The sequence below is a fragment of the Microbacterium sp. SORGH_AS_0888 genome (assembly GCF_030818905.1).
Lineage (GTDB): Bacteria > Actinomycetota > Actinomycetes > Actinomycetales > Microbacteriaceae > Microbacterium.
In genome coordinates this window covers 3,290,674-3,312,655 of record NZ_JAUTAZ010000001.1, presented here as the reverse complement: position 1 = coordinate 3,312,655, position 21,982 = coordinate 3,290,674, and the positions used below count along the sequence as shown (strand labels likewise).

Here is a 21,982-nt window from a genome sequence, read left to right as displayed (position 1 = left end):
GCACGGCTCAGCCGCCCGCGGGCTCCTCGCGCGCGGCCAACGCCGCGGCGACCTCGGAGAGGATGAGCTCGCCGGAGTCCGCGTCGTAATCGAAGAGCTCGCCGTAACGCCCCCAGTCGATCGCGATGTCGAGCTGCTTCTCCGTGTCCTCCGTGCTGTAGCCGCGCCGGAGGAGGTCGCGGAAGAAGTCGTCGCGCAGCGCTCCGTCGTTGCTGTTCTCCAGCGCCTTGACGATCGTCTTGACCAGCGGTGCGCGCTGCGCCGCCAGCGACGCGAACATGCTCTTCGACCGCTGGATGTCGGCCGTGTACCAGGCGCGTCCCTCCTCCGTGAGGAACGCCTGGGCGCCGTCGACCTCCAGGAGCCCCAGCATCCGCGCGGCATCCACGAGCGGCAGGAGGTCGTCGACCTCGAAGGAGAGCTCGTCGGCGAGATCGGGGAGGTCCGTCTGCCCGTCGTGCGAGTAGACGATCTCCACGAGTCCCGCGAGTCCCCCGACGCTCGCGTCCGGCAGCGGGTGGCTGAGCGGGCCGGGTGTCGCGGCGCTCGACGCCGCCGACTTCTCGTCGCGACCGGTGAGGATCGCGTAGAGCCGATCCACCGTCGCCTCGAACGTCGGGCTGCGCCGATCGCGCGGCCGCGGCAGCAGGACGGGGACCTCGGCCTTGATGTGCCCGGGGCTGGAGCCGAGCACGACGACGCGGTCGGCCAGCAGCACCGCCTCCTCGATGTTGTGCGTGACGATGCAGATGCACCTGGTCGGGAAGTCCGGCTGCGCCCAGAGCGAGACGAGCTCGTTGCGCAGGTTCTCGCTCGTCAGCACGTCGAGCGCGGAGAAGGGCTCGTCCATCATCAGGACATCGGGCTGGAGCACGAGCGCACGGGCGAAGCCCACGCGCTGGCGCATGCCGCCGGACAGTTCGCGGGGGTAGGCCGTCTCGAACCCGTCGAGTCCGATCTGGTCGATCGCGGCCAGCGCACGCGCGCGCCGTTCCGCCGCGGGCACGCCGGCTGCTCGGAGTCCGAGCTCGACGTTGTCCTGCACCGTCAGCCACGGCATGAGGGCGAACGACTGGAACACCATCGCCGCACCGGGGTTGGCGCCGTTCAGAACCGTGCCGCGGTAGCGGACCTCGCCGCTCGTGGGAGAGATGAGACCGGCGAGCGTGCGGAGCAGGGTCGACTTGCCGGATCCGGACTTGCCGAGAAGGGCGACGACCTCCCCCTCGTGCAGCGTCAGCGAGACGTCATCGAGGACGTGGAGGATCGATCCGTTCGCGGAGGGGAAGGAGGCGCTGAGGTGGGCGGCCTCGATCAGGGCGGTGCGGGTGGCGAGGGAAGTGGTCATGGCGATTCACGTCCTTTCAGGGGGTCGATGCGGTCGGGTCGTCAGGCGAGCGAGAAGCGGCGCTCGGCGTAGTCGTAGAGTCGGCGCCAGAAGAGGCGGTTCAGGCCGACGACGAAGATGCTCATGACGGTCACCCCGACCAGGGTCTTGGCGAAATCGCCCTCGGCGGTCGCCTGCGTGATGTAGGCGCCGAGCCCCACGGCGGTGAGGGTCTGGTCGCCGTAGGAGACGACCTCGGCGACGATCGCGGCGTTCCATGCGCCGCCGGCCGCGGTGATGCCGCCCGTCACCCAGCAGGCGAAGATGGCGGGACCGTACAGCATCCGCCACTTCTGCCAGCGGCTGAGCCGGAGGCTGGTGGCCGCCTCCCGCAGGTCGTTCGGGATCGCGGACGCGCCGGCGATGACGTTGAACAGGATGTACCACTGCGACCCCAACGCCATGAGCAGGATGCCGCCGATGTTCAGGCTGACGCCGGTCGTGATGAGGGCGAGCGTGATGAACGGGAAGAGGAAGTTCGCCGGGAAGCTCGCGAGCACCTGCACGATCGGCTGAGCGAACCGCGTGACCCGGGGGCTCAGCCCGATCCAGACCCCGACGGGCACCCAGATGAGGGTGCCGACCACGAGGACGACGAGGACCCGCGCGAAGGTCACGAGCCCGAGCCCCGCCGCGACGCCGAACTGGTCGAGCCCCGCGTGGTCTCCGATGTAGCCGAGCATGCGGGCGACACCGATGGCGATGAGCGCGCAGACGACGACGGCGAAGAGGATGTCGCCCACGCGGCGCCGGGCGGGATTCACGCGGAGCGGGCGTCCCGTCCGCCCGAACGGGCGGGTCGCTCCATCGAGCGCCGCCCCCACCGGACGCAGAACGCGGGCGACCGCGCCGGGGACGACGGAGCGGCGGACGAGGTCGAGCACGAGGCTGCGCTGCCGGTCCGCGCCGACCGTGTCGCCGGTGCGGAAGCGTTCGGCCCACGCGGTCAACGGGCGCCAGAACAGGAAGTTGACCCCGACGACCATGACGATCATCACGGCGATGGCCAGCAGCATCCGCCCGAGCTCCTGTTGCTGGGATGCGGCGGCGACGTAGGAGCCGATGCCGGGCAGGGCGTAGACGTGGTTGTTGACGCTGATCACCTCGGAGGCGATCAGGAAGAACCAGCCACCGCCGAAGCTCATCATGTCGTTCCAGACGAGCGGGATCGTGCCGTATGGCACGTCCATGCGCCAGAACCGCTGCCACCGCGTGAGCCGGAGGATACGGGCGGCCTCGTCCAGCTCGCGGGGCTGGGTCACGAGGGTCTGATAGAACGCGAAGGTCATGTTCCACGCCTGGCTCGTGAAGATCGCGAAGATGCTCGCGCACTCGACGCCGAGCTCGGTGCCGGGGAAAAGCGTCAGCCAGATGGAGAGCGTGATGGAGAGGAACCCGAGCACCGGGACCGACTGCAGCACGTCGAGCGCCGGCAGCATGATCTTCTCCGCGCGGCGGGAGCGGGCGGCGATCGTGGCGTAGACGAACGTGAACACGGTCGAGATCCCGAGCGCGATGAACATCCGCAGCAGAGAACGTGCGGCGTCGTACGGCAGGTTCGCCGGATCGGTCGAGACGGTCGAGGGCGCCGTGACCCGATCGAACGGCGCCGTGATGCCGTGGGAGAGCTGGACGACGAGCCAGAAGATCACGGCGACGGCCGCGAGCACGACGACGTCGGCGGCCAGGTGGCTGCGCGAGCGCAGCGTGGCGTTCTGGCTGGTGAAGGTGAATGAGCGCAGCGAAGCCATCTCGGCCTCCTCTTTCGATGACAGAGAGGTGCCGCGCGACGGCGTCAGGGCAGGGGCGCGGCGGAGGGTGGGGTGAGCGGCGATGCCGTACTACTCGGGTCAGAGCTCATGCCGTCCACCTCCTTCGTCCGCGGCCTGCTGGGCCGCCGATCAGCATAGCCGACATTCAATGACTTGCGCATGTGTCAGATCGTTGGATGATGGAACACATGGAGTCGCCCCGGGAAACAGCTGCCGTCACGGAGGCGCAGCTCGCCGCCGCGGCCGCCACATTCGACATGCTGTCCGCCCCCACCCGCCTGCACCTCGTCTGGCTCATGGCGTCCGGCGAGTACGACGTGACGACGCTGGCCGAGCTCTCGGGCATGAATGTGCCCGCCGCGAGCCAGCACCTCGCGAAGCTGCGCGCCGCCGGCATCGCCGCGGCCCGACGTGACGGCCGCCGCCAGCTCTACCGCGTCGAGGATCCGCACATCCTGGCGGTCATCGGCGAGATGTTCTCGCACATCGCCCCCGACGGGACGCTGGCGGGGTCCGCCGATGCGAGACGGCCGCCGCGCCTCCCGCGGTTCGCGGCCGTCGGCACGGATGGCGCCGGTCCCGGCCACGGCTGAGCCGAAGACGCGCGCGCCGTGCGGCGGATGCCCGGCGACCAGAGGCGCGTCGATGCAGGGACCGGTGACGGTGCCGGCTACAGGACTTGAACCTGCAACCCCCGTATTACAAGTACGGTGCGCTACCAATTGCGCCAAGCCGGCCTGGCCCGAAGGGCCTCCACGAGTCTACGGTGCGTTGTGGGGCCCTGCTGCCGCCGCGACCGTCCTGCGGGGATTCCGCCCGACACGCCGACACGAGGGCCGGCCACCCGGCGCGTCGCGCACGATCCCCGCACGACGGCTCACCCGCACGGCCCGGCGAGGGCGCGACCAGCCGACACCGCCCGGGGGTCCGTGCGGCACGAGGGCACCTCAGGGCTTGGGCGTCGGGGAGGGCGTGCCGCGGTAGTACGAGTCGCTCGCCGTCGTCAACACGAACTGCGCGAACTCCTTGGGGTCGGTCAGCGACCCCTGGTACTCCTGGCCGTTGACGAGCACGAGGGGTGCACCGGTCAGCGTCACGCCGTCGGTCGCCGGGATGCCTGCCAGAGCCGCGTCGGTCGCCCCCCGGGCCCAGCTGACGAACGTCCCATCCTCGATGCACTCGCGCACCTCGTCGGCGGAGGTCGCCCCCGTCGAGGCGGCCAGGTCGCCGAGCGCCGTGTCGTCGAGACCGGCCGAGTCGACACCGGGCTGCTGGAGCAGGAGCTGATGCGAGAAGGCGTAGAACGAGGCTGGCGAGTAGTTGGCGACACAGGCCGCGGCCGCTGCCGCACGCAGCGAGTACTTCGTGCCGTTCGACTTCGCCGTGAGGATCGCCACCGGGTAGTAGGTGAGGGTCGCCGAGCCCGCTGCGAACCACTTCGTCAGCTGCGGGGTGTTGGCGATCTCGAAGTCCTTCGCACCCGAGGCGAGGTAGTCGACGTAGATCCGGATGTCGACCGTCGAGGCCGAGGTGGGACCCGGGGTGGGCGCCGTCGTCGGCGAGGCCGACTCGGTGGGCGCCGGCACCGCATCCGTGCCCGCCGCGGGCGCGGATGCGGTGGGCGCCGGCGTGGCGGTCGGAGCGACCACCGGCGTGGGATCGGCGATCGAGGTGATCGCGACACCGCCGTCGGAGTCGATGTTCAGCGGGAAGGCCGTCGGCTTCGCGGTCTGCGACGTGACCGCCAGGACGACGCCGATGACGATCGCTGCCACGACGACGATCGCGAGGACCACGAGGATGACGAGCCGGGCGGTGTGCGCGCGCGCGTGCTTCGCCTTGACCTTCTGGGCCTTCTCTCGAACCGCCTCGCGCCGATCGCTCGGCGCGGGCACGTTCGGGGAGTCGTCGTGGGACATGGAACCTCTGGGACACGCGAAAGCCGGTCGATCCGGCGGGCCGCCCGGGTGAAACGGCCCTCTCGATGCTAGTCAGCGTCCCTGGGAAATGCCCAGACGGGCGTGCCATACTGATCGTGCGCCCGAAGATGCGCGTGCGGGACAAGCCCCCGCTCATTCCATTCACTACGGATCGTCCGGCACGTACCTGCCGGTGAAGGAGAAAAAAATGGCGTCCGTCACGTATGACAACGCAACCCGTCTCTACCCCGGAGGCACCCGCGCCGCGGTCGACAAGCTCGACCTCGAGATCGGCGACGGCGAGTTCCTCGTCCTCGTCGGCCCCTCCGGCTGCGGAAAGTCCACCTCGCTGCGGATGCTCGCCGGCCTCGAAGAGGTCAACTCGGGCCGCATCCTCATCGGCGACCGCGATGTCACCGACATCCCGCCGAAGGACCGTGACATCGCGATGGTGTTCCAGAACTACGCGCTCTACCCCCACATGACGGTGGCCGAGAACATGGGCTTCGCCCTGAAGATCGCCGGCGTCGGCAAGGAGGAGCGCGCCCAGCGCGTGCTGGAGGCCGCCAAGCTGCTCGACCTCGAGGAGTACCTGACCCGCAAGCCGAAGGCGCTCTCCGGCGGTCAGCGCCAGCGTGTCGCGATGGGTCGCGCCATCGTCCGCAAGCCGCAGGTCTTCCTCATGGACGAGCCGCTGTCGAACCTGGATGCGAAGCTGCGTGTGCAGACCCGCACCCAGATCGCGTCGCTCCAGCGGAACCTGGGCGTCACGACGGTCTACGTCACCCACGACCAGACCGAGGCGCTCACCATGGGCGACCGCATCGCCGTGCTCAAGGACGGTCTGCTGCAGCAGGTCGGAACCCCGCGCGACCTGTACGAGCGTCCGAACAACGTGTTCGTCGCCGGCTTCATCGGCTCGCCGGCCATGAACCTGTTCGCCGCCGACATCGCGGAGGGCGGCGTGAAGTTCGGCGACCTCGTGGTCCCGGTCGAGGCCGACACGATCGGCAAGGCCAACGGCTCGCAGGTCACGATCGGCGTCCGCCCGGAGGACATCCAGGTCGGCCCCGCCGATGGCAAGGGCCTGTCGGTCGTGGTCGACCTCGTCGAGGAGCTCGGCGCGGACGGCTACCTCTACGGCCACTCGGAGATCAACGGCAAGCGCACCGACATCGTGGCGCGCGTCGACGGCCGTCGTCACCCGAACGCGGGCGAGACCGTCGTGCTGGCGCCCGTCCCGGGTCACGTGCACGTGTTCGACCTCGAGTCGGGCGACCGGCTGACCGACAAGGCCATCGCCGCCGCCTGACCGGCATCCCTCACCGACAAGACGCGGCGCGGCGGGTTCTGAACCCCCGCGCCGCGTCCGTCTTTCCGGAGCACCATGTCCGAATCCCTCACCATCACCGCGACAGCGGTCGACCCTGGCCTTCTCAGCCTGCCGTGGAACGTTCCGCTCGCCGAGTGGCCGAGCTCGTCGATCGTGTACCTGCCCAAGGGGCTCTCCCGCCACCTCGTGCGGTTCTCGACGCTCGCCGGCCGGGTGGTCGCGGTCAAGGAGACGACGGACGAGATGGCGCGCCGTGAGTACGACATGCTCGGCAACCTCGCGCGTCTGGACGTCCCGTGCGTGGAACGGGTGGCGGTCATCGCGGGACGGAAGGATGCCGCGGGCGAGCCGCTGCCGGCGGCGCTCGTCACGGCGCACCTCCGCTTCTCCCTCCCCTACCGTGCGCTGTTCACGCAGGTCCTGCGGCCCCACACGGCCGCCCGCCTCGTCGACGCCCTCGCAGTGCTGCTCGTGCGCCTGCACAACGTCGGCTTCTTCTGGGGCGACGTGTCGCTGTCGAACACGCTGTTCCGCCGCGACGCGGGCGCGTTCGCGGCGTACCTCGTGGACGCCGAGACCGGCGAGCTCCACGAGCAGGGCCTGACCCGCGGGCAGCGCGAGCACGATCTGGATGTGGCGCGCACCAACATCGCCGGCGAGATCATGGACCTGGAGGCCGGAGGCCGGCTGGAGGGCGGGGTCGACGCCCTCGCCATCGCGGACGGCATCGTGTCCTCCTACCGCTCGCTGTGGGCCGCGCTGACCGACCGCGAGAGCTTCTCGGTGGACGAGACGTGGCGGATCACCGAGCGCGTGCAGCGGCTCAACGCGCTCGGGTTCGACATCGACGAGATGTCGATCCAGACGACCCCGGACGGCACGCGCGTCTCGATCCAGCCGAAGGTCGTGGATGCCGGACACCACCAGCGCCGCCTGCTGCGGCTCACCGGCCTCGACGTCGAGGAGAACCAGGCGCGGCGTCTGCTCAACGATCTCGACGAGTTCCGAGCGCGGATCTCTCGTCTCGGCTCCGACGAGGAGATGGTCGCGCACGAGTGGCTGACGCGGGTGTTCGAGCCGGTGGTGAAAGCCATCCCCTACGACCTTCGGAGCAAGCTCGAGCCCGCCGAGGTGTTCCACCAGGTGCTCGAGCACCGGTGGTACATGTCGCAGTCACGCGGCCGGGCGGTGCCGTTGGCCGAGGTCCTCACGAGCTACATCGACGAGGTGTTGCGCCACCGCCGCGACGAGGCGACCGTGATGGGGCCCGTGACCGAGACGGTCGGCATCCCCATCATCCGCGACAGCGACGGGGACGACGAGGACGTCGACGAGGTCGACTGGCGAGATCTGGTCTGACCGCAGGGGCCGGATCAGTAGCCGACGGTGAAACGCCCGCGGTGATGCTTGGGGTCCTCGATCTCGTCGAGCACGGCGACCGCCAGGTCGGCGCCGGAGATGTACGACTCCCCCGCCTCGTCGACCACGAGCACGTCCCCGCCGTCGCGGTAGGAGCCCGTGCGCTCGCCCGGCGCCCACACACCGAAGCCGCCGGCCGGGTGCACGTAGAACCAGTCGCGCCCCGAAGCGTCGGCCTGCAGGTCCTCGAGCACGCCGATCGCCTCGGCGGCCTCCGGCTTGTACTCCTCCGCGAAGCCTTCGGTGTCGATCAGACGTGGTCCGACCGGGGCGACCAGGCTGCCGCCCGCGCCGCCGATCACACCGATGCGCACGGTTCCCGGCAGCACCGAGTTGAGCTCGGCGAGCGCCGGCCGCAGGCGACCGAGCATGTCGCCGCGCGCCGCCACGGCGCTGACCACGACATCCGCGCCCTGGAGCTGCGTGACGAGGTGGGGCACATCGAGCAGCGTGCCTTCGAGGTAGGTGGCGCCGGGAACCCGCTCCGCGGCGACGTTTCGGGCGATGGAGAGGACGGTGTGTCCGCGCTGGACGGCCTCCTCGACGATGTGTCGGCCGGCGTAGCCGGTGCCGCCGAGAACAGCGATGAGTGCCATGGTCGCTTCTTTCTGATGGGTTACTCGCGCACAGCGCGCAGGGTCGAGACCTGGTAGAGGGCGACGGATGCGGCGATACCCGCGTTGAGGGACTCGGTCGCCGCCTCGATCGGGATCGACACGACCTGGTCGCAGGTCTCCGTCACCAGGCGGGAGAGCCCCTTCCCCTCCGAGCCGACGACGATCACGACGGGACGGTCGGCCAGTTCGAGAGCCGGCAGCGAGACCTCGCCGCCGCCGTCGAGGCCCAGCACGAACACGCCCTGCTTCTTGAACTCCTTGAGCATCGCGGTGAGGTTCGCCGCGATCGCGACGGGGATGCGGGCGGCCGCGCCGGCGCTCGTCTTCCACGCGGCCGAGTTGACGCTCGCGCTCCGTCGCTGCGGGAGGATCACGGCCTGACCCCCGAAAGCCGCCGTCGAGCGGATGATCGCGCCGAGGTTGCGTGGGTCGGTGATGCCGTCGAGCGCGACGAACAGCGGCAGCTGGCCGCGCTCGATGACGGACTCCAGCAGGTCCTGGGGGTGCGCGTACTCGTACGGCGGGACCTTCAGCGCGACGCCCTGGTGCACGCCGTCGAAGCCGGCCATGCGGTCGAGCTCGGGGCGCGTGACCTCGAGCACCGGGATGTCGCGGTGCGTCGCGATCGACAGCATCTCCTTGACGCGGTCGTCCATCTCGATGCGCTGGGCGACGTACAGGGCGGTCGCCGGGATCTTGGCCCGCAAGGCCTCGAGCACGCTGTTGCGTCCGGTCACCGTCTCGGTGTCGTCGGTGCCCTTGCCCCGCGGCGTCCGGTTCGGGTTGGAGCCGCCGGCCTTCTGGCCGGGGCGGCCCTTGCCGCCCGCGGCGGCGAACCGCTCCGCGGCGGCCTTGCGCTTGCCGGCGACGTGCCAGCTGCGGTCCTCCGCCTTGGGCGTCGGTCCCTTGCCCTCGAGCGACTTGCGCCCGTTGCCTCCGGTGCCCTTGGTCGGGCCCTTCTTCTTGCCCCTGCTCGCGCCGGGCCGTCCTGGTTTGTTCGCCATCAGATGCTCCAGTGGGTTCCGTCGGGGGTGTCTTCCAGTGTGATGCCGGCCGCGGACACGGCGTCACGGATGCGGTCCGCCGCAGCCCAGTCCTTGTCGGCGCGGGCCTGCGCACGCTGCACGATCATGGCGCGCACGAGCGCGTCGAGCGCGCCGGCCTCGGGGCCGTCCGCGCTCTGCCATCGGTCGTCGAGCGGATCGATGTCCAGCAGGCCCGTCATGGCACGGACCTCGCGCAGCGCGGACCACGCGGCCGGCTCGTCCCCCGCGTCGAGGGCGGCGTTGCCGGCGCGCACGCGCTCGTGCACCACGGCGAGCGCCTGCGGCACCGCGAGGTCGTCGTCGAGAGCGGCGGTGAACGGCTCGGGGTACGGGTTCTCGGCGCTCCAGGAGAGCACCGGCTCGCCCGCCGGGGTCGGCGGGTGCGCGCGCAGCGCCCGGCGCTCGAAGGTCTCGATCCGCTCCAGGGCGGCCTGCGCCTCCTCGAACGCGCGGTCGGAGAGGTCGAGACTCGAACGGTAGTGGGCGGCGGCCAGGGCGTAGCGGATCACGAGCGGGTCGCGATCGCGAAGGGCATCGGCGGCGAGCACGAAGTTGCCGAGCGACTTCGACATCTTCTGACCGTCGACCGTGACGAGTCCGTTGTGCACCCAGTACCGGGCGAAGCCGTCACCGGCCGCGGTCGACTGCGCGAGCTCGTTCTCGTGGTGGGGGAAGCGCAGGTCGAGGCCTCCGCCGTGGATGTCGAACTCGGCGCCCAGGTAGCGCCGGCTCATGGCCGAGCACTCGATGTGCCAGCCGGGGCGACCCGCACCCCAGGGCGCCGCCCAGGACGCATCCGCCGGCTCCTCCGGTTTGGCGCCCTTCCACAGCGCGAAGTCCCGGGGATCGCGCTTGCCGCGCGGATCCGCATCCGCGGCGGCCTCCATCGCATCGATGGACTGCCGCGTGAGCGCCCCGTAGGAGGGCCACGAGCGCACGTCGAAGTACACATCGCCCGAGCCGTCCGGGGCGGCGTAGGCATGACCCGCCTCGATCAGGCGCTCGATGAGCTCGACCATCTGCGGGACGGACGCGGTCGCCCGCGGCTCGTACGTCGGCGGACGGATGCCGATCGCGGCATATGCGCGGGAGAACTCGAGCTCCATCCGGTACGCGAGCGCCCACCACGGCTCTTCGTCCGTCGCGTTCTGAAGGATCTTGTCGTCGATGTCGGTGACGTTGCGCACGAAGGTGACACGACCGAACCGGTGCTCGAGCCAACGGCGCAGGATGTCGAAGCTCAGGGCGGCGCGGAGATGACCGATGTGCGGCCCCGACTGCACGGTCGGCCCGCAGACGTAGAGGGTGACGTGCGAGGCGTCGAGGGGAACGAAGTCGCGCAGCGCCTGCGCCTTCGTGTCATACAGCCGTACCGTCACTCATCCAGCCTACCCGGGACGCCTCATCCGGCCCGCCCGATGTCGAAGCGCACCGTCGGACGGCGATCAGGCGGGCAGGAGCAGGGCGACGGCGGTCGCCGCGACGCCCTCCCCGCGTCCCGTGAACCCGAGGCCGTCGGTCGTGGTCGCCGCCACCGACACCGGCGCCCCGCCGAGCGCCGCGGACAGCGCCGCCTCGGCCTCGGCGCGGCGCGGCGCGAAGATCGGCCGCAGGGCCTGCAGCTGCACCGAGACGTTGCCGATGCGCCAGCCCGCAGCGGCCACGAGCGCCGCGGTGTGGGCCAGGAAGACCTCGGCATGCGCGCCGGCGAACTCGGGCCGGCCCGTGCCGAAATGGGTGCCGATGTCGCCGAGCCCCGCCGCCGACAGCAGCGCGTCGACGATCGCGTGTGCGGCCGCATCCCCGTCGGAATGGCCCGACAGGGCGCGCTCCCCCGGCCACTCGAGACCCGCCAGCCACAGCGCACCGTCGCCGCCGAAGGCGTGGACGTCGGTGCCGACCCCGACACGCGGTGCGGCCGCGGGCGGCCGCTCCCCGGTCGCCGGCACCGCGGCGACGAGCGCCCGTGCCCGGTCGAGGTCGACCGCCGTCGTGATCTTGAACGCCCGCGGCGAGCCCTCGACCGTGACGACACGGTGCCCGGCCGCCCCGACGAGCGCTGCGTCGTCCGTGAACTCGTGCGTGGCCGTGCGATACGCGGTCTCGAGGACGTCTCGCCGGAAGCCCTGCGGCGTCTGGGCAGCGCCGAGCTCGGCGCGGTCGACGGGACCCACCACCTCGCCGTCCGCGACCCGCTTGATGGTGTCCACGACGGGCAGCACCGGGAGGACGGCGGGCGCGTCCTCCAGCGCGGCGATGACGCGGGCGAAGACCTCGGGCGGGGTGAGCGCGCGCGCCGCGTCGTGGACGAGCACGGTGTCGACGTCGGCCCAGAGCGCGGCGATCCCCGCGGCGACCGACTCCTGACGGGTGCTCCCGCCGGTCACCACGCTCGTCAGGTCGAACCGTGGTCCGGCCTCCTCGCGCAGCTCGGTCTGCACGGTCCCCTCGTGTCCGGGCGGCGCGACGACGACGACCTGGGACTCGGGCGCCGCGAAGACTCCGCGCAGAGCGTGGCGCAGCACACTGTGCGCGTCGAGGCCGACGAGGGCTTTCGGCGCTCCCGCGCCCAAGCGGGTGCCGGAGCCCGCCGCCACCACGATGACGGCGATGTGCGGGACGGGGATCGGTGTCACGCCCCGAGCCTATCGGCGGGCCGGTGCCCCGCCCCGGCGCAGGAGCCACACGGCCAGCGCGAGGGCGATGGCACCTCCGACCGCCAGCGGCAGGCTGAGACCGAGCCGCATGACGGCGAAGGCGGGCAGGAAGGCCAGCGCGAAGCCGACGGCGACGATCGCGGCACGGGGCGCCGGGGCGAGGTCGCCCACCGCCTCCCAGCGCGCCACCAGCAGCGACAGCGCATAGAGGAGCGCGAGGACCGCGACGAGGACGACGGGTCGGGACCACCACCAGGCGGCCGAGGCGGGGACGGGCGCGGCGCCCGGCACGAGCAGGGTGAGGCCGGTGACGAGCAGGATCACCGGCAGGTGCCACAGGTAGACCGTCATCAGCCGCGAGCCGACCACGAACACGATGGCGCGCATGACGCGGGTCTGCATGAGCCGCGACAGCGGCGTGCGCGCGAGCCGCAGCAGGCACGCCTGGGCGAGACCCAGCACGACGAGCGGGAGCGTGGGCGGGTTGAGGCCGGCGAGCATGTTGTCCGAGTAGGGGCCGATGCTCGTGAGCGGCCACAGCGACAGATAGCAGGCGGCCGCGATCCCGAGCAGGGTCAGCGGGTGCCGCCGATCGAACCATCCGTCGGCGTACCAGAACCCGAGCTGGTGCACGAGCAGCCAGACGAAGACGAGGTTCACGAGGCCGACGTCCGTCGCCCCGGACGAGAAACGCGCGGCATCGACGATGACGACACCGACCAGCAGCACCGCGACCGTGAGGCGCGGCATCCGTCCATGGAATGCGAGCAGCCAGGGCGTCGCTGCCTGGCACAACAGGTACGCCGCCAGGAACCACAGCGGCGATCCCGCACCGAGGGCGGCCGCGGAGACGAGCGCGGGAGCGAGCGCGAGCAGCGTCGCCGCGCCCAGCACGATCGCGAAGAACACGAACAGCGGCAGCGTCGGCTGTGCGAGCCGCAGCGTCCGGAGCCGGACGTAGCCGCTCGCCGTGCCGCCCTTGCGCGCCCAGGAGCGCCATCCCGCAGCGGAGGCGAAGCCGCCCACCACGAAGAAGAGCGGCATGATCTGGCCCGCCCAGGTCGCCGCGGCGAACCACGGCTGCTGTTCCAGCGGTCGGGATGCGGTCAATCCGCCATCCGGCCCCGGCCCGACGCCCGTCTGCAGCAGGTGGATCAGCACCACCAACAGCACGCAGACGACACGGGCGAGATCGAGCGTCAGGTCGCGCCGCGAAAGATCCGGTGTGTTCGCTGCACCGCGAACATCGGTCGTGCTCACCGAAGGGCCAGGCTCAGGAGGCGAGGACCTCTTCGAGCAGCACGCTGGCCTTCTCCTCGTCGGTCTTCTCGGCGAGCGCGAGCTCGGAGATGAGGATCTGCTTGGCCTTGGCCAGCATCCGCTTCTCCCCCGCGGAGAGCCCGCGGTCCTGGTCACGACGCCACAGGTCGCGCACGACCTCGCTCACCTTGATGACATCGCCGGAGGCGAGCTTCTCGAGGTTCGCCTTGTACCGGCGGGACCAGTTGGTGGGCTCCTCGGTGAACGGTGCGCGCAGCACCTCGAAGACGCGCTCCAGGCCGTCCTTGCCGATCACGTCGCGCACGCCGACCAGGTCGACGTTGTCTGCCGGGACCTCGATGACGAGATCGCCCTGAGTGACATTGAGCTTCAAGTACTTCTTCGTCTCGCCCTTGATGACGCGTTCCTTGACCTCGATGATCGTCGCGGCCCCGTGGTGGGGGTAGACGACCGTTTCGCCAACCTCAAAAAGCATGGAGTTATGTCCTTTCGGCAGCTTACAGACTACCACAGGCGATCTGCGCTAAGGTTTGCCCCCGCATCGTCGGCGCATCACGGCGCGGGCCGCGCGACCCCCTAGGATGAGGGAGAAACCTGTCAGGACCTGTGGGAGGAACTGTGAAATCGCGCCTGCTCGCGTCCCTGGCCATCGGCGCCGCGGTCGTCATCGGAACGACCGGCTGCAGCATGATCGCCCCGCAGGGCACGACCGTCGTCTACTCCCCCTCGGACGGCCTCAACGTGCCGAACACCTCCGGCCCGCTGAAGGTGCGCAATGTGCTGATCGTGGCGAACGAGGACGGCAGCGAGGGCAACCTCGTCGCGGCGATCGTGAACGACACCGACTCCTCGGCCGTGCTGAACATCGAGGTCGGCGAAGGCGCCGGCGCCGTCACGAAGACCGTGCGCGTCGCCGCGGGCACGACCAAGAGCCTCGGCGTCTCGGACGTCGCGGGCGTCGAGAACCTCGAAGGTGCGGAGCCGCTGCTCATCACCGGCCTCGACACCCCTCCGGGAGCCACCGTGTCCGTGTACTTCCAGTCAGGCGACGGCGCGGGCGCGCGGGTCGAGATCCCGGTGCTCGACGGCACGTTGTCGCACCTGTCCACCCTCGCCCCCTGAGCCCGCGCTCCGGCGAGAACGCTCCGCCCCGCGAGACCTCATCCCTTCGGATGCGTTCTCGCGGGGCGGAGCCGTTCTGGGCACAGGTGGGCCGTGTCAGGCCTCGAAGCGGTAGCCGAGACCGCGCACCGTCACGAGCATCTCCGGGTTCCCGGGCTTGCGCTCGATGCGCGAGCGGATGCGCTTGATGTGGACGTCGAGCGTCTTCGTGTCGCCGAAGTAGTCCGTGCCCCAGACCCGATCGATGAGCTGCCCACGGGTCAGCACGCGCCCGGCGTTGCGCATGAGGACCTCGAGGAGCTCGAACTCCTTGAGCGGCATCGCGATCTCGGAGCCGTCGACCGCGACCGTGTGCCGGTCGATGTCGAGCACGACCCGGCCGCCGCTCAGCACCCGCTCGTCGAGGTCGGCATCCAGCTGCGCGTAACGGCGCAGGACGGCCCGCATCCGGGCCAGCAGCTCGCGTGCCGAGTAGGGCTTGGTGACGTAGTCGTCGGCACCGAGCTCGAGGCCCACGACGATGTCGACCTCGCTGTCCTTGGCCGTGAGCATGATGATGGGCACGGCCGACTCGACGCGCAGCTGCCGGCACACCTCCGTGCCGGGGATGCCGGGGAGCATGAGATCGAGCAGCACGATGTCGGCGCCGTGCTCGCGGAACACCGCGAGGGCGGCGGCACCGTCCTCGACGGTCTCGACCTCGAACCCCTCGCGTCGCAGCAGATACGCCAGCGGGTCGGCGAGGTCGGGCTCGTCCTCCACGATCAGTACGCGGGTCATGCAGGTGCTCCGTTCTCCGCGGCCTCTGACGGGACCGCGTTCTTGCTCTTCTTCTTGCGCGGGCGCGCCGGCTTCGCGCGCGCACCGCGGGGCTCGAGGGGCTCGGGGGCCCCGGTCATGGGCAGCTGGATCGTGAACGTCGACCCGCGCCCGGGACGCGACCACACCCGGACCTCGCCGCCGTGCCGCTGCACGGCGTGCTTGACGATGGAGAGGCCGAGGCCGGTGCCGCCGGTGCGGCGCGAGCGAGCCTGGTCCGATCGGTAGAAGCGCTCGAAGACGCGCTGCTGCTCCTCCTCGGAGATGCCGATCCCGCGGTCGGTGACCGCGATCTCCACCGCGTTGTGCACCGGCTTGACCCCGACTCCGACGCTGGAGCCGGCCGGCGAGTAGGCGATCGCGTTGGCGATGAGGTTGCCGAGCGCCTCGCCGAGGATATGGGCGTCGCCGCGGACGAACAGCCCGCGGGTGCCTCCGCGCACGAGTGTGACGCCCGCCGCGTTCGCGGCCAGCGCGTGCGCCTCGATCGCCGAGGTCACGACCTCGTCGACCGGCACCTCGCGCATGTCGGCGCTCTCGTCGGCCGACTGCAGCCGGGACAGGTTCATGACGCGCGAGGTGAGGCTCGCCAGTCGAGCCGCCTCCGCGCTGAGCCGGGCCGCGAAGGCCCGTACCTGCTGCGGATCGTCGGCTGCGCTCTCCACCGCCTCCGCGAGCAGGGTGATCGCACCCACCGGGGTCTTCAGCTCGTGACTCGTGTTGGCGACGAAGTCGCGGCGCATCTGCTCGACGCGTTCCCGCTCGGTGATGTCACGCAGCACGACCAGCACGAGACGGGGCGTGATGACGGTGGCGCGCGCCGAGACCTGCCGCTGATCGGCGGGCGCCGCAGCGCGGCGGAGCGAGAGGAGGGCCGAGCCGGCGCCGCCGCCCACGCGCACCGCACGGGCGAGCTCGCGCAGCCTGTCGTCGGGCAGCGTCTCGCCGACGAGGAGCCCGAAGCCGGATGCCGCCGCCGAGGCCCCGCGGATCGTCGAGGAGGCGTCGACCACGAGGGCCGCGTCATCCATCGCCCGCAGCACGTCGGTCACGCCCTCGGGCATGTCGACCGAGCTCTGCGCCACGACCCGCGCGCGGGCGCGCAGCGAGATCACGATGAGGAGCGCAGCACCGCTCCCGATGACGATGCCCACCAGGAGCGCGACGAGCGCCAGCTGCGTCGAGTCCATGGGTTACAGCGTAGATCCCGTCTCCGGCACGCACCGGCCCGTCGAACCCGCCGGGCTACTATTCACTCCCGGGGCACTGTTCGTTAACCTTCGGCCGGGACAATCGCCCCCGCGGCCGCTCGTCCGTGCCGCCGACAAGGAAGGTGCATGTCCATGCGCGAGGTTTTCCAGCAGTCCCTCGACGAGGTGCGCGTGCGCCTGGTCGAGATCTCCGAGCTCGTCGCCGAGGCGATGGAGAAGGCCACCCGCGCGTTCGGGACCAGCGATGTCGCCCTCGCTGAGGAGGTCATCGACAACGATCCCGTGATCGACGACAAGGCGATCGCGCTCGACGAGCTGGCGATCGACATCCTCGCCCGCCAGCAGCCCGTCGCGAGCGACCTGCGCACGGTCGTCTCCGCACTGCGCATCAGCGCCTCGCTCGAGCGCATGGGCGACATCGCCGAGCACATCGCTCAGCTGACGCGCATGCGTTTCCCCGACCGTGCCATCCCGAAGGGCCTCAAGGGCACGTTCACCAAGATGGGCGAGATCGACGTCGAGGTCGCGCGCACCCTCACCGAGCTGCTCGACACGCGCGACATCGCACTGGCCGAGAAGATCCGCAACGAGGACGACAAGCTCGACGAGCTGCACGTCAGCGTCTTCGAGAAGGTGCTCAGCGAGTCCTGGCACGGGGAGGCGTCTGCGACGGTCGACGCCACGCTCGCCAGTCGCTACCACGAGCGCTTCGGCGACCACGCCGTCTCGGTCGCGAAGAAGATCGTCTACCTCGCGACGGGCGACTGGGCGCCGTCCGACGACGCCTGAGCGTGGACACGCAGAAGGGGGGATGCCGCGCGGCATCCCCCCTTCTGCGTGTCGTCAGGGTTACTTCTTGCCCTGCGAGGCGACCGCTGCGGCACCGGCGGCGGCGGCCTCGGGGTCGAGGTACTCGCCCGGCCCGAGCGGACGCAGGTTCTCGTCGAGGCGGTAGACCAGCGGGATGCCGGTGGGGATGTTGAGCCCGGCGATGTCGTCGTCGCTGATGTCCTCGAGGTGCTTCACGAGTCCACGGAGCGAGTTGCCGTGAGCCGTCACGAGCACCGTCCTGCCCGCCGTGAGGTCGGGGACGATCTCGTTCTCCCAGTAGGGCAGCAGCCGGTCGATCACGAGCTTGAGGGACTCGGTGCGGGGCACGTCGCCGTCGATGCCGGCGTAACGCGGGTCGTTCACCTGGCTGAACTCGCTGTCGTCGGCGAGCGGGGGCGGCGGAACGTCGAAGGACCGGCGCCAGAGCATGAACTGCTCCTGGCCGAACTCCTCGAGCGTCTGCGCCTTGTCCTTGCCCTGCAGGGCACCGTAGTGGCGCTCGTTGAGCCGCCACGAGCGCTTGACCGGGATCCAGAGACGGTCCGCCGCATCCAGCGCGATGTTCGCCGTCTGGATCGCGCGGCTGAGGAGCGAGGTGTGCAGCACGTCGGGCAGCAGCCCCGACTCGGCGAGCAGCTCGCCGCCGCGGGCCGCCTCCGCCTTGCCTTGGTCGGTCAGGCGCACGTCCACCCATCCGGTGAACAGGTTCAGCTCGTTCCACTGGCTCTGGCCGTGGCGCAGCAGGATCAGGGTGTAAGGGGAGGTCATGCGGCAATGATATCGAGCGCGGGGCTGGCATCATGGCGTCATGGCCGCGGCGTCCTCCCCCTCCGGTCGCATCACCCGCGGGACCACGGGGACCAACCGGCTCCGGCGCGTCGACCGCTGGATCGCGCGGCATCCCGCGCTGCGCACGGCAGGCCCGGATCCGCTCGTGGTCGACCTCGGATTCGGCGCGAGCGCGGTCACGACCCTCGAGCTCGAGGCCCGGCTGCACCGAGCGCGGGGGGATGTCGAGGTGCACGGGATCGAGATCGATCCGGCACGTGTGATCTCGGCGCGCGCGCACCTGAGGCGGGTCCGCGAGGGCACGACGCCCTTCCGCCCCGACGCGCGGGTCTCGTTCGACCGGGGCGGCTTCGAGGTGCCCGTGCCGCGGGCGCCTCGCATCATCCGTGCCATGAACGTCCTGCGGCAGTACCACGAGGAGGATGTTCCCGCGGCGTGGCGGCAGATGACGGCGCGGCTGGAGCCCGGCGGCATCCTCGTCGAAGGCACGAGCGACGAGATCGGGCGCGTGTCGACGTGGGTCGCGGTCGGAGCCGACGCGCATCCCCTGACCTTCACGGTGTCGCTCCGGCTCGCGGCCCTCGAGGACCCCTCGATCGCGGCCGAGCGACTCCCGAAGGCCCTCATCCACCGCAATGTGCCGGGCGAGCGCGTGCACGAGCTGCTGGACGCGCTCGACCGCGAATGGACGCGGGCGGCGGCGATGTCGACGTTCGGCCCCCGTCAGCGCTGGCGCGCAGCGCTCGGGGCGCTCGCGGACGCCGGATGGCCGCTGCTGCAGCGGTCGCGCTGGCGGCTGGGCGAGCTGACGCTGGCGTGGGCGGCGGTGGCGCCCACGCCAGCGTCAGGCCATCCGGCCGAGACAGGCGAGTCAGGGCAGAGAACCTCCTGACCCGGCGAGAGGACCTGATCCGGCGGCGTGGAGTCAGCGGCGCAGGGTCAGATACGAGGGATCGCCGCCCGCGCGTCGTCGGGCGGCGCCCCGGCCGCGGTGAGCAGATCGACCGCGAGCGGCCGCATGGCCGTGAGCAGACTGTGATCGCCCAGCGAGGCGTCCGGGAGCAGCTCCGCGGGATGCAGGTGGGCCGCGGTCGCGCGCAACGCCTCCCGAGCGGCGGGCTCGAGTGCGATGTCCTCCAGGCACTCCCCGACCAGGGCCATGCCGCGTGCGAGCTGGTCGAGCACGTCGGCGGCCACCGGACGCGGCACGCCGTCGTCCAGCACGTAGGCCGCCCTCCGGCCGACGACGCGCAGGTTGCGCACCGAGAGATCCATCGCGAGAAGGATGCGCCGCTGACGCTCGAGCTCGCCACGGCGACGCCGCAGGAACGGCGAGATGCGAGCGATCGCCGTGGCCGAGTCGAGGGACTCGCGCCACGCCCGGACGAGCGGATCCAGTCCCCGTGCCTTCTCGAGCCCGCGGTCGGCGCGGCGGCTCTGTCCGCTCTCGAGGCCCTGCACGATCGCCGCCACGGCCGCATCGGCGGCGGCGAACAGTGCGCGGGCGTCGTGGCGCAGCTCTCGACGGAAGCTCCGCGGCACCACGACGGTGAGGAGGATCGCCGCGGCCCCTCCCACCGCGCCGTCGAGCGGCCTGGCCATGACCGCCTCGGTGTCGGCGCCGGGGAACAGCAGGACGATGAGCCCCTGGATGGCGGCCGCGATCGCGAACCCCGGCTGCGGCGAGAACAGCCGGGCGACCAGGAGCACCGCGGCCAGGACGATGGGCAGCTGCCACCAACCGGTGCCGACGATGCGCAGGAGCGCCTCGGAGACGAGCACGCCGAGCATCATCCCGACCACGGTCTCGACCACGCGACGCGGACGCGCGTCACGGACGAGCCCGAGGCTCGACACTGCGATCGTTCCGGCCAGCACGGGCGTCTCGTGGCCGAGGACGAAGTGCGCGAAGGCGAACGCCGCGGTCGCCGCGATCACGATCTGCACGATCGCCGGGAGCGACTGACCGGCACGGGCGAACGCCGGGCGCGGGTCGAGGCGGTCGTGCCAGCGCACCGGCACGGGCTGCGTGACGGGGCCCGCGCTCATCGTCAGCGGCGTCGCGACAGCCGCGGCAGGCGGGGAACGGATGCCGCAGCCCCGGCGTCGGCGGGGACGACCGTGCGCACGCTCGCCGCCACCTCGCCGCCGGCGGTGCGGACGACGGCGTCGACCTCGACGCCCGCGGAGCGCTTGACCAGCGCCAAGGCGATGGGGCCGTCCTCGTGGTGCCGCGCGACGGAGGTGATCGCGCCGACGACAGCGCCGTCGATCTCGACCGGGTCGCCGGGCGCCGGCAGGACGTCGTCGCTGCCATCGAGGTGCAGCGCGACGAGGCGGCGGGGCGGATGGCCGAGATTGTGCACCTTGGCCACGGTCTCCTGCCCCCGATAGCAGCCCTTGTCGAGGTGGACGGCGGTGCGCAGCCAGTCGACCTCGTGCGGGATGAGCCGCTCGTCGTTCTCGGCGGCCCAGCGCGGCCGCCACGCGGCCACGCGCAGCGCGTCGGCCGCGACCGCGCCCGCAAGCGCGATCTCCCCCGCGATCGCCGCGGCGGCGAGCGCCTCGGCATCCGCGGTCGTCACGAGCACCTCGTTCCAGGAGCGTTCGGCGCCCGGATGGTCGGCGGCGTCGGCGTACCCGACACCGCCGGGCGCGACCTGCGGCCACGGGTCGCGCCACACGAGCGGCACGTGGGCGGGCGCTGCGGCCGGCAGCAGGTGGACGCCCGCGTCCGTCGCGCCGAGCACGATCAGCCCCGATGCCTCCTGCGGGTCGACCCGAAGCCGGAATCGCATGCGCCGGAGCCACTCCAGGAGAGGTGCGGCATCCCCGCGGTCGACGATGAGCCAGGTCGTCACGCCGTCGTCGATCACGGCCGCGGCGTGCTCCACCCGCCCCTGCGGGTCGAGCACGAGCAACTCGGTCGAGACGCCGGGAGCGAGACCGGTGAGCGCCTGCGAGCTGATCGAGTCGAGCCAGGAGAGCCGATCCTCGCCCGTGACGGCGAGCGCCGCACGATCCTCCAGGACGGCGACGGCCCTGCCCCCGACGAGCGCGCGCTGCTCGGCGAAGGGATTGCCGAAGTGCTGCACCCGGTCGTCGTCGACGACGACCCCGGGCACTCCCGCGAACACGCCCGTCATCGCTCGACCTTCGCCAGCCGGGCGGAGGCGTGCGAGGCGAGCTCTCCGCCGAGCGCCGCGATGTCCCATGCCCACAGCAGATGCCCGTCGACGAGCCCGTACATGCGGGTCGCGGCACCGTACTCTGCGCCCCCGGGCGGGGGCACCACGGCGTCCGTGGCGATGTCGATGCGCGGACCTCGGATCTGTCCGAGGTACAGCTCGCTCAGACCGTCGGCGTGCACGATGCTGGCCTGGATCTCGAAGCCGCCCTCCGGCGTGCGCAGGACCTCGACGTCGTCGGCCGTGCGGACGCTGCCGCTCGCACGCGGCGGCAGCAGCCCGGGACCGGCATCGGCCGGGGTCTGCGGGCGCGCGAGCCGCCAGTACCCCGTCTCCGAGACGAGGGGGATCGCCGCGTCGGTGTCGATCATGCGCGCCGTCGCGCGGTAGCCGAGCGCACCGGCACCGTCGTCGGTGAAAGCCAGTCGATGCGAGAACTCACCGGTGAAGCGGTGTCCGGACGCCTCGTAGTCGATGACGCCCGTCCCCTCCCAGACGCCCACGAGCCAGGCGAGAGGGGCGAGGTCTGCGGGCAGATCGGTCGGAATCTCGATCATCGCCCGCTCCGTCAGCGCTGGCCGCGGTACAGAT

21 protein-coding genes and 1 tRNA gene are annotated in these 21,982 nt (G+C 71.4%); 6 read left to right on the top strand and 16 right to left on the bottom strand.

Annotated elements, in window-relative coordinates:
- Nucleotides 1–7: 7 nt before the first annotated feature.
- Together QE381_RS16185 and QE381_RS16180 are read right to left on the bottom strand one after the other, a co-directional pair.
- Nucleotides 8–1,348: a nitrate/sulfonate/bicarbonate ABC transporter ATP-binding protein gene (locus tag QE381_RS16185; RefSeq protein WP_307219824.1), complete on the bottom strand. Its 1,341-nt coding sequence runs from the start codon at nucleotides 1,346–1,348 to the stop codon at nucleotides 8–10.
- 41 nt (nucleotides 1,349–1,389) lie between these two features.
- Nucleotides 1,390–3,138, bottom strand: coding sequence for an ABC transporter permease subunit (locus QE381_RS16180; protein WP_307219823.1), 1,749 nt, complete (start codon nucleotides 3,136–3,138; stop codon nucleotides 1,390–1,392).
- Between the two features lie 209 nt (nucleotides 3,139–3,347).
- On the opposite strand from QE381_RS16180, the gene QE381_RS16175 reads away from it, so the two are divergent.
- Nucleotides 3,348–3,752 (top strand): metalloregulator ArsR/SmtB family transcription factor, encoded by a 405-nt coding sequence (locus tag QE381_RS16175; RefSeq protein ID WP_307219822.1) that lies wholly within the window; start codon nucleotides 3,348–3,350, stop codon nucleotides 3,750–3,752.
- Nucleotides 3,753–3,823: 71 nt separating this feature from the next.
- Here the strand turns inward: QE381_RS16175 and QE381_RS16170 are convergent.
- Both QE381_RS16170 and QE381_RS16165 read right to left on the bottom strand, forming a co-directional pair.
- Nucleotides 3,824–3,896: transfer RNA gene (locus QE381_RS16170), tRNA-Thr, on the bottom strand.
- Nucleotides 3,897–4,106: 210 nt separating this feature from the next.
- Nucleotides 4,107–5,078 carry a thioredoxin domain-containing protein gene (locus QE381_RS16165; RefSeq protein WP_307219820.1) on the bottom strand — a complete coding sequence of 324 codons (972 nt, stop codon included), beginning with the start codon at nucleotides 5,076–5,078 and terminating at the stop codon, nucleotides 4,107–4,109.
- Nucleotides 5,079–5,286: 208 nt separating this feature from the next.
- On the opposite strand from QE381_RS16165, the gene QE381_RS16160 reads away from it, so the two are divergent.
- Together QE381_RS16160 and QE381_RS16155 are read left to right on the top strand one after the other, a co-directional pair.
- Entirely contained in the window at nucleotides 5,287–6,390 is a 1,104-nt protein-coding gene (locus QE381_RS16160; RefSeq protein WP_307219818.1) for an ABC transporter ATP-binding protein, read from the top strand.
- Between the two features lie 75 nt (nucleotides 6,391–6,465).
- Entirely contained in the window at nucleotides 6,466–7,770 is a 1,305-nt protein-coding gene (locus QE381_RS16155) for a DUF4032 domain-containing protein (RefSeq protein ID WP_307219816.1), read from the top strand.
- 14 nt (nucleotides 7,771–7,784) lie between these two features.
- Here the strand turns inward: QE381_RS16155 and QE381_RS16150 are convergent, their stop codons facing one another.
- From QE381_RS16150 to QE381_RS16125, 6 genes are all read right to left on the bottom strand, one after another.
- Entirely contained in the window at nucleotides 7,785–8,426 is a 642-nt protein-coding gene (locus tag QE381_RS16150; RefSeq protein ID WP_307219815.1) for an NAD(P)-dependent oxidoreductase, read from the bottom strand.
- A 20-nt stretch (nucleotides 8,427–8,446) separates the two neighbouring features.
- Complete coding sequence (gene rlmB / locus QE381_RS16145; protein ID WP_307219813.1) at nucleotides 8,447–9,451, bottom strand: 23S rRNA (guanosine(2251)-2'-O)-methyltransferase RlmB; 1,005 nt, start codon at nucleotides 9,449–9,451, stop codon at nucleotides 8,447–8,449.
- The gene (gene cysS, locus QE381_RS16140; protein ID WP_307219812.1) at nucleotides 9,451–10,872 is read right to left on the bottom strand and encodes a cysteine--tRNA ligase; all 1,422 of its coding nucleotides are present in this window, start codon (nucleotides 10,870–10,872) and stop codon (nucleotides 9,451–9,453) included. The genes rlmB and cysS overlap by 1 nt, the downstream gene beginning before the upstream one ends.
- A gap of 66 nt (nucleotides 10,873–10,938) precedes the next feature.
- The gene (gene ispD / locus QE381_RS16135; RefSeq protein ID WP_307219810.1) at nucleotides 10,939–12,129 is read right to left on the bottom strand and encodes a 2-C-methyl-D-erythritol 4-phosphate cytidylyltransferase; all 1,191 of its coding nucleotides are present in this window, start codon (nucleotides 12,127–12,129) and stop codon (nucleotides 10,939–10,941) included.
- Between the two features lie 9 nt (nucleotides 12,130–12,138).
- Nucleotides 12,139–13,410: an acyltransferase gene (locus tag QE381_RS16130; protein ID WP_307219809.1), complete on the bottom strand. Its 1,272-nt coding sequence runs from the start codon at nucleotides 13,408–13,410 to the stop codon at nucleotides 12,139–12,141.
- A gap of 13 nt (nucleotides 13,411–13,423) precedes the next feature.
- Nucleotides 13,424–13,906 carry a CarD family transcriptional regulator gene (locus QE381_RS16125; protein ID WP_307219807.1) on the bottom strand — a complete coding sequence of 161 codons (483 nt, stop codon included), beginning with the start codon at nucleotides 13,904–13,906 and terminating at the stop codon, nucleotides 13,424–13,426.
- A 143-nt stretch (nucleotides 13,907–14,049) separates the two neighbouring features.
- Here QE381_RS16125 and QE381_RS16120 point away from each other — a divergent pair, with 143 nt between their 5' ends.
- The gene (locus QE381_RS16120; protein WP_307219805.1) at nucleotides 14,050–14,553 is read left to right on the top strand and encodes a DNA modification methylase; all 504 of its coding nucleotides are present in this window, start codon (nucleotides 14,050–14,052) and stop codon (nucleotides 14,551–14,553) included.
- A 96-nt stretch (nucleotides 14,554–14,649) separates the two neighbouring features.
- Here the strand turns inward: QE381_RS16120 and QE381_RS16115 are convergent, their stop codons facing one another.
- Entirely contained in the window at nucleotides 14,650–15,333 is a 684-nt protein-coding gene (locus tag QE381_RS16115; protein WP_307219803.1) for a response regulator transcription factor, read from the bottom strand.
- Nucleotides 15,330–16,562 carry a cell wall metabolism sensor histidine kinase WalK gene (locus QE381_RS16110; RefSeq protein WP_307219801.1) on the bottom strand — a complete coding sequence of 411 codons (1,233 nt, stop codon included), beginning with the start codon at nucleotides 16,560–16,562 and terminating at the stop codon, nucleotides 15,330–15,332. The genes QE381_RS16115 and QE381_RS16110 overlap by 4 nt, the downstream gene beginning before the upstream one ends.
- 153 nt (nucleotides 16,563–16,715) lie before the next feature.
- Here QE381_RS16110 and phoU point away from each other — a divergent pair, with 153 nt between their 5' ends.
- A complete protein-coding gene (gene phoU, locus QE381_RS16105; RefSeq protein ID WP_307219798.1) occupies nucleotides 16,716–17,372 on the top strand; it encodes a phosphate signaling complex protein PhoU in 657 nt (218 codons plus the stop codon).
- 60 nt (nucleotides 17,373–17,432) lie between these two features.
- Here the strand turns inward: phoU and QE381_RS16100 are convergent, their stop codons facing one another.
- Entirely contained in the window at nucleotides 17,433–18,182 is a 750-nt protein-coding gene (locus QE381_RS16100) for a phosphoglyceromutase (RefSeq protein ID WP_307219796.1), read from the bottom strand.
- A gap of 40 nt (nucleotides 18,183–18,222) precedes the next feature.
- On the opposite strand from QE381_RS16100, the gene QE381_RS16095 reads away from it, so the two are divergent.
- Complete coding sequence (locus tag QE381_RS16095) at nucleotides 18,223–19,095, top strand: class I SAM-dependent methyltransferase (RefSeq protein WP_307219795.1); 873 nt, start codon at nucleotides 18,223–18,225, stop codon at nucleotides 19,093–19,095.
- A gap of 47 nt (nucleotides 19,096–19,142) precedes the next feature.
- Here QE381_RS16095 and QE381_RS16090 read toward each other — a convergent pair whose 3' ends face one another.
- Genes QE381_RS16090 through QE381_RS16080 form a run of 3 tightly spaced genes read right to left on the bottom strand, consistent with a single transcriptional unit; the run spans nucleotide 19,143 to nucleotide 21,948 of the window.
- Nucleotides 19,143–20,252 carry an aromatic acid exporter family protein gene (locus tag QE381_RS16090; RefSeq protein ID WP_307219793.1) on the bottom strand — a complete coding sequence of 370 codons (1,110 nt, stop codon included), beginning with the start codon at nucleotides 20,250–20,252 and terminating at the stop codon, nucleotides 19,143–19,145.
- 2 nt (nucleotides 20,253–20,254) lie between these two features.
- Nucleotides 20,255–21,349: a folate-binding protein YgfZ gene (locus QE381_RS16085; protein WP_307219791.1), complete on the bottom strand. Its 1,095-nt coding sequence runs from the start codon at nucleotides 21,347–21,349 to the stop codon at nucleotides 20,255–20,257.
- The gene (locus QE381_RS16080; RefSeq protein ID WP_307219789.1) at nucleotides 21,346–21,948 is read right to left on the bottom strand and encodes an FABP family protein; all 603 of its coding nucleotides are present in this window, start codon (nucleotides 21,946–21,948) and stop codon (nucleotides 21,346–21,348) included. Before QE381_RS16080 ends, QE381_RS16085 begins: the two co-directional genes overlap by 4 nt.
- Nucleotides 21,949–21,982: the final 34 nt, after the last annotated feature.

Coding starts and splice junctions, on each gene's coding strand:
- QE381_RS16185 (WP_307219824.1), bottom strand. CDS start 1,348: ATGACCACTTCCCTCGCCACCCGCACCGCCCTGATCGAGGCCGCCCAC.
- QE381_RS16180 (WP_307219823.1), bottom strand. CDS start 3,138: ATGGCTTCGCTGCGCTCATTCACCTTCACCAGCCAGAACGCCACGCTG.
- QE381_RS16175 (WP_307219822.1), top strand. CDS start 3,348: ATGGAGTCGCCCCGGGAAACAGCTGCCGTCACGGAGGCGCAGCTCGCC.
- QE381_RS16165 (WP_307219820.1), bottom strand. CDS start 5,078: ATGTCCCACGACGACTCCCCGAACGTGCCCGCGCCGAGCGATCGGCGC.
- QE381_RS16160 (WP_307219818.1), top strand. CDS start 5,287: ATGGCGTCCGTCACGTATGACAACGCAACCCGTCTCTACCCCGGAGGC.
- QE381_RS16155 (WP_307219816.1), top strand. CDS start 6,466: ATGTCCGAATCCCTCACCATCACCGCGACAGCGGTCGACCCTGGCCTT.
- QE381_RS16150 (WP_307219815.1), bottom strand. CDS start 8,426: ATGGCACTCATCGCTGTTCTCGGCGGCACCGGCTACGCCGGCCGACAC.
- rlmB (WP_307219813.1), bottom strand. CDS start 9,451: ATGGCGAACAAACCAGGACGGCCCGGCGCGAGCAGGGGCAAGAAGAAG.
- QE381_RS16125 (WP_307219807.1), bottom strand. CDS start 13,906: ATGCTTTTTGAGGTTGGCGAAACGGTCGTCTACCCCCACCACGGGGCC.
- QE381_RS16115 (WP_307219803.1), bottom strand. CDS start 15,333: ATGACCCGCGTACTGATCGTGGAGGACGAGCCCGACCTCGCCGACCCG.
- QE381_RS16110 (WP_307219801.1), bottom strand. CDS start 16,562: ATGGACTCGACGCAGCTGGCGCTCGTCGCGCTCCTGGTGGGCATCGTC.
- phoU (WP_307219798.1), top strand. CDS start 16,716: ATGCGCGAGGTTTTCCAGCAGTCCCTCGACGAGGTGCGCGTGCGCCTG.
- QE381_RS16100 (WP_307219796.1), bottom strand. CDS start 18,182: ATGACCTCCCCTTACACCCTGATCCTGCTGCGCCACGGCCAGAGCCAG.
- QE381_RS16095 (WP_307219795.1), top strand. CDS start 18,223: ATGGCCGCGGCGTCCTCCCCCTCCGGTCGCATCACCCGCGGGACCACG.
- QE381_RS16090 (WP_307219793.1), bottom strand. CDS start 20,252: ATGAGCGCGGGCCCCGTCACGCAGCCCGTGCCGGTGCGCTGGCACGAC.
- QE381_RS16085 (WP_307219791.1), bottom strand. CDS start 21,349: ATGACGGGCGTGTTCGCGGGAGTGCCCGGGGTCGTCGTCGACGACGAC.
- QE381_RS16080 (WP_307219789.1), bottom strand. CDS start 21,948: ATGATCGAGATTCCGACCGATCTGCCCGCAGACCTCGCCCCTCTCGCC.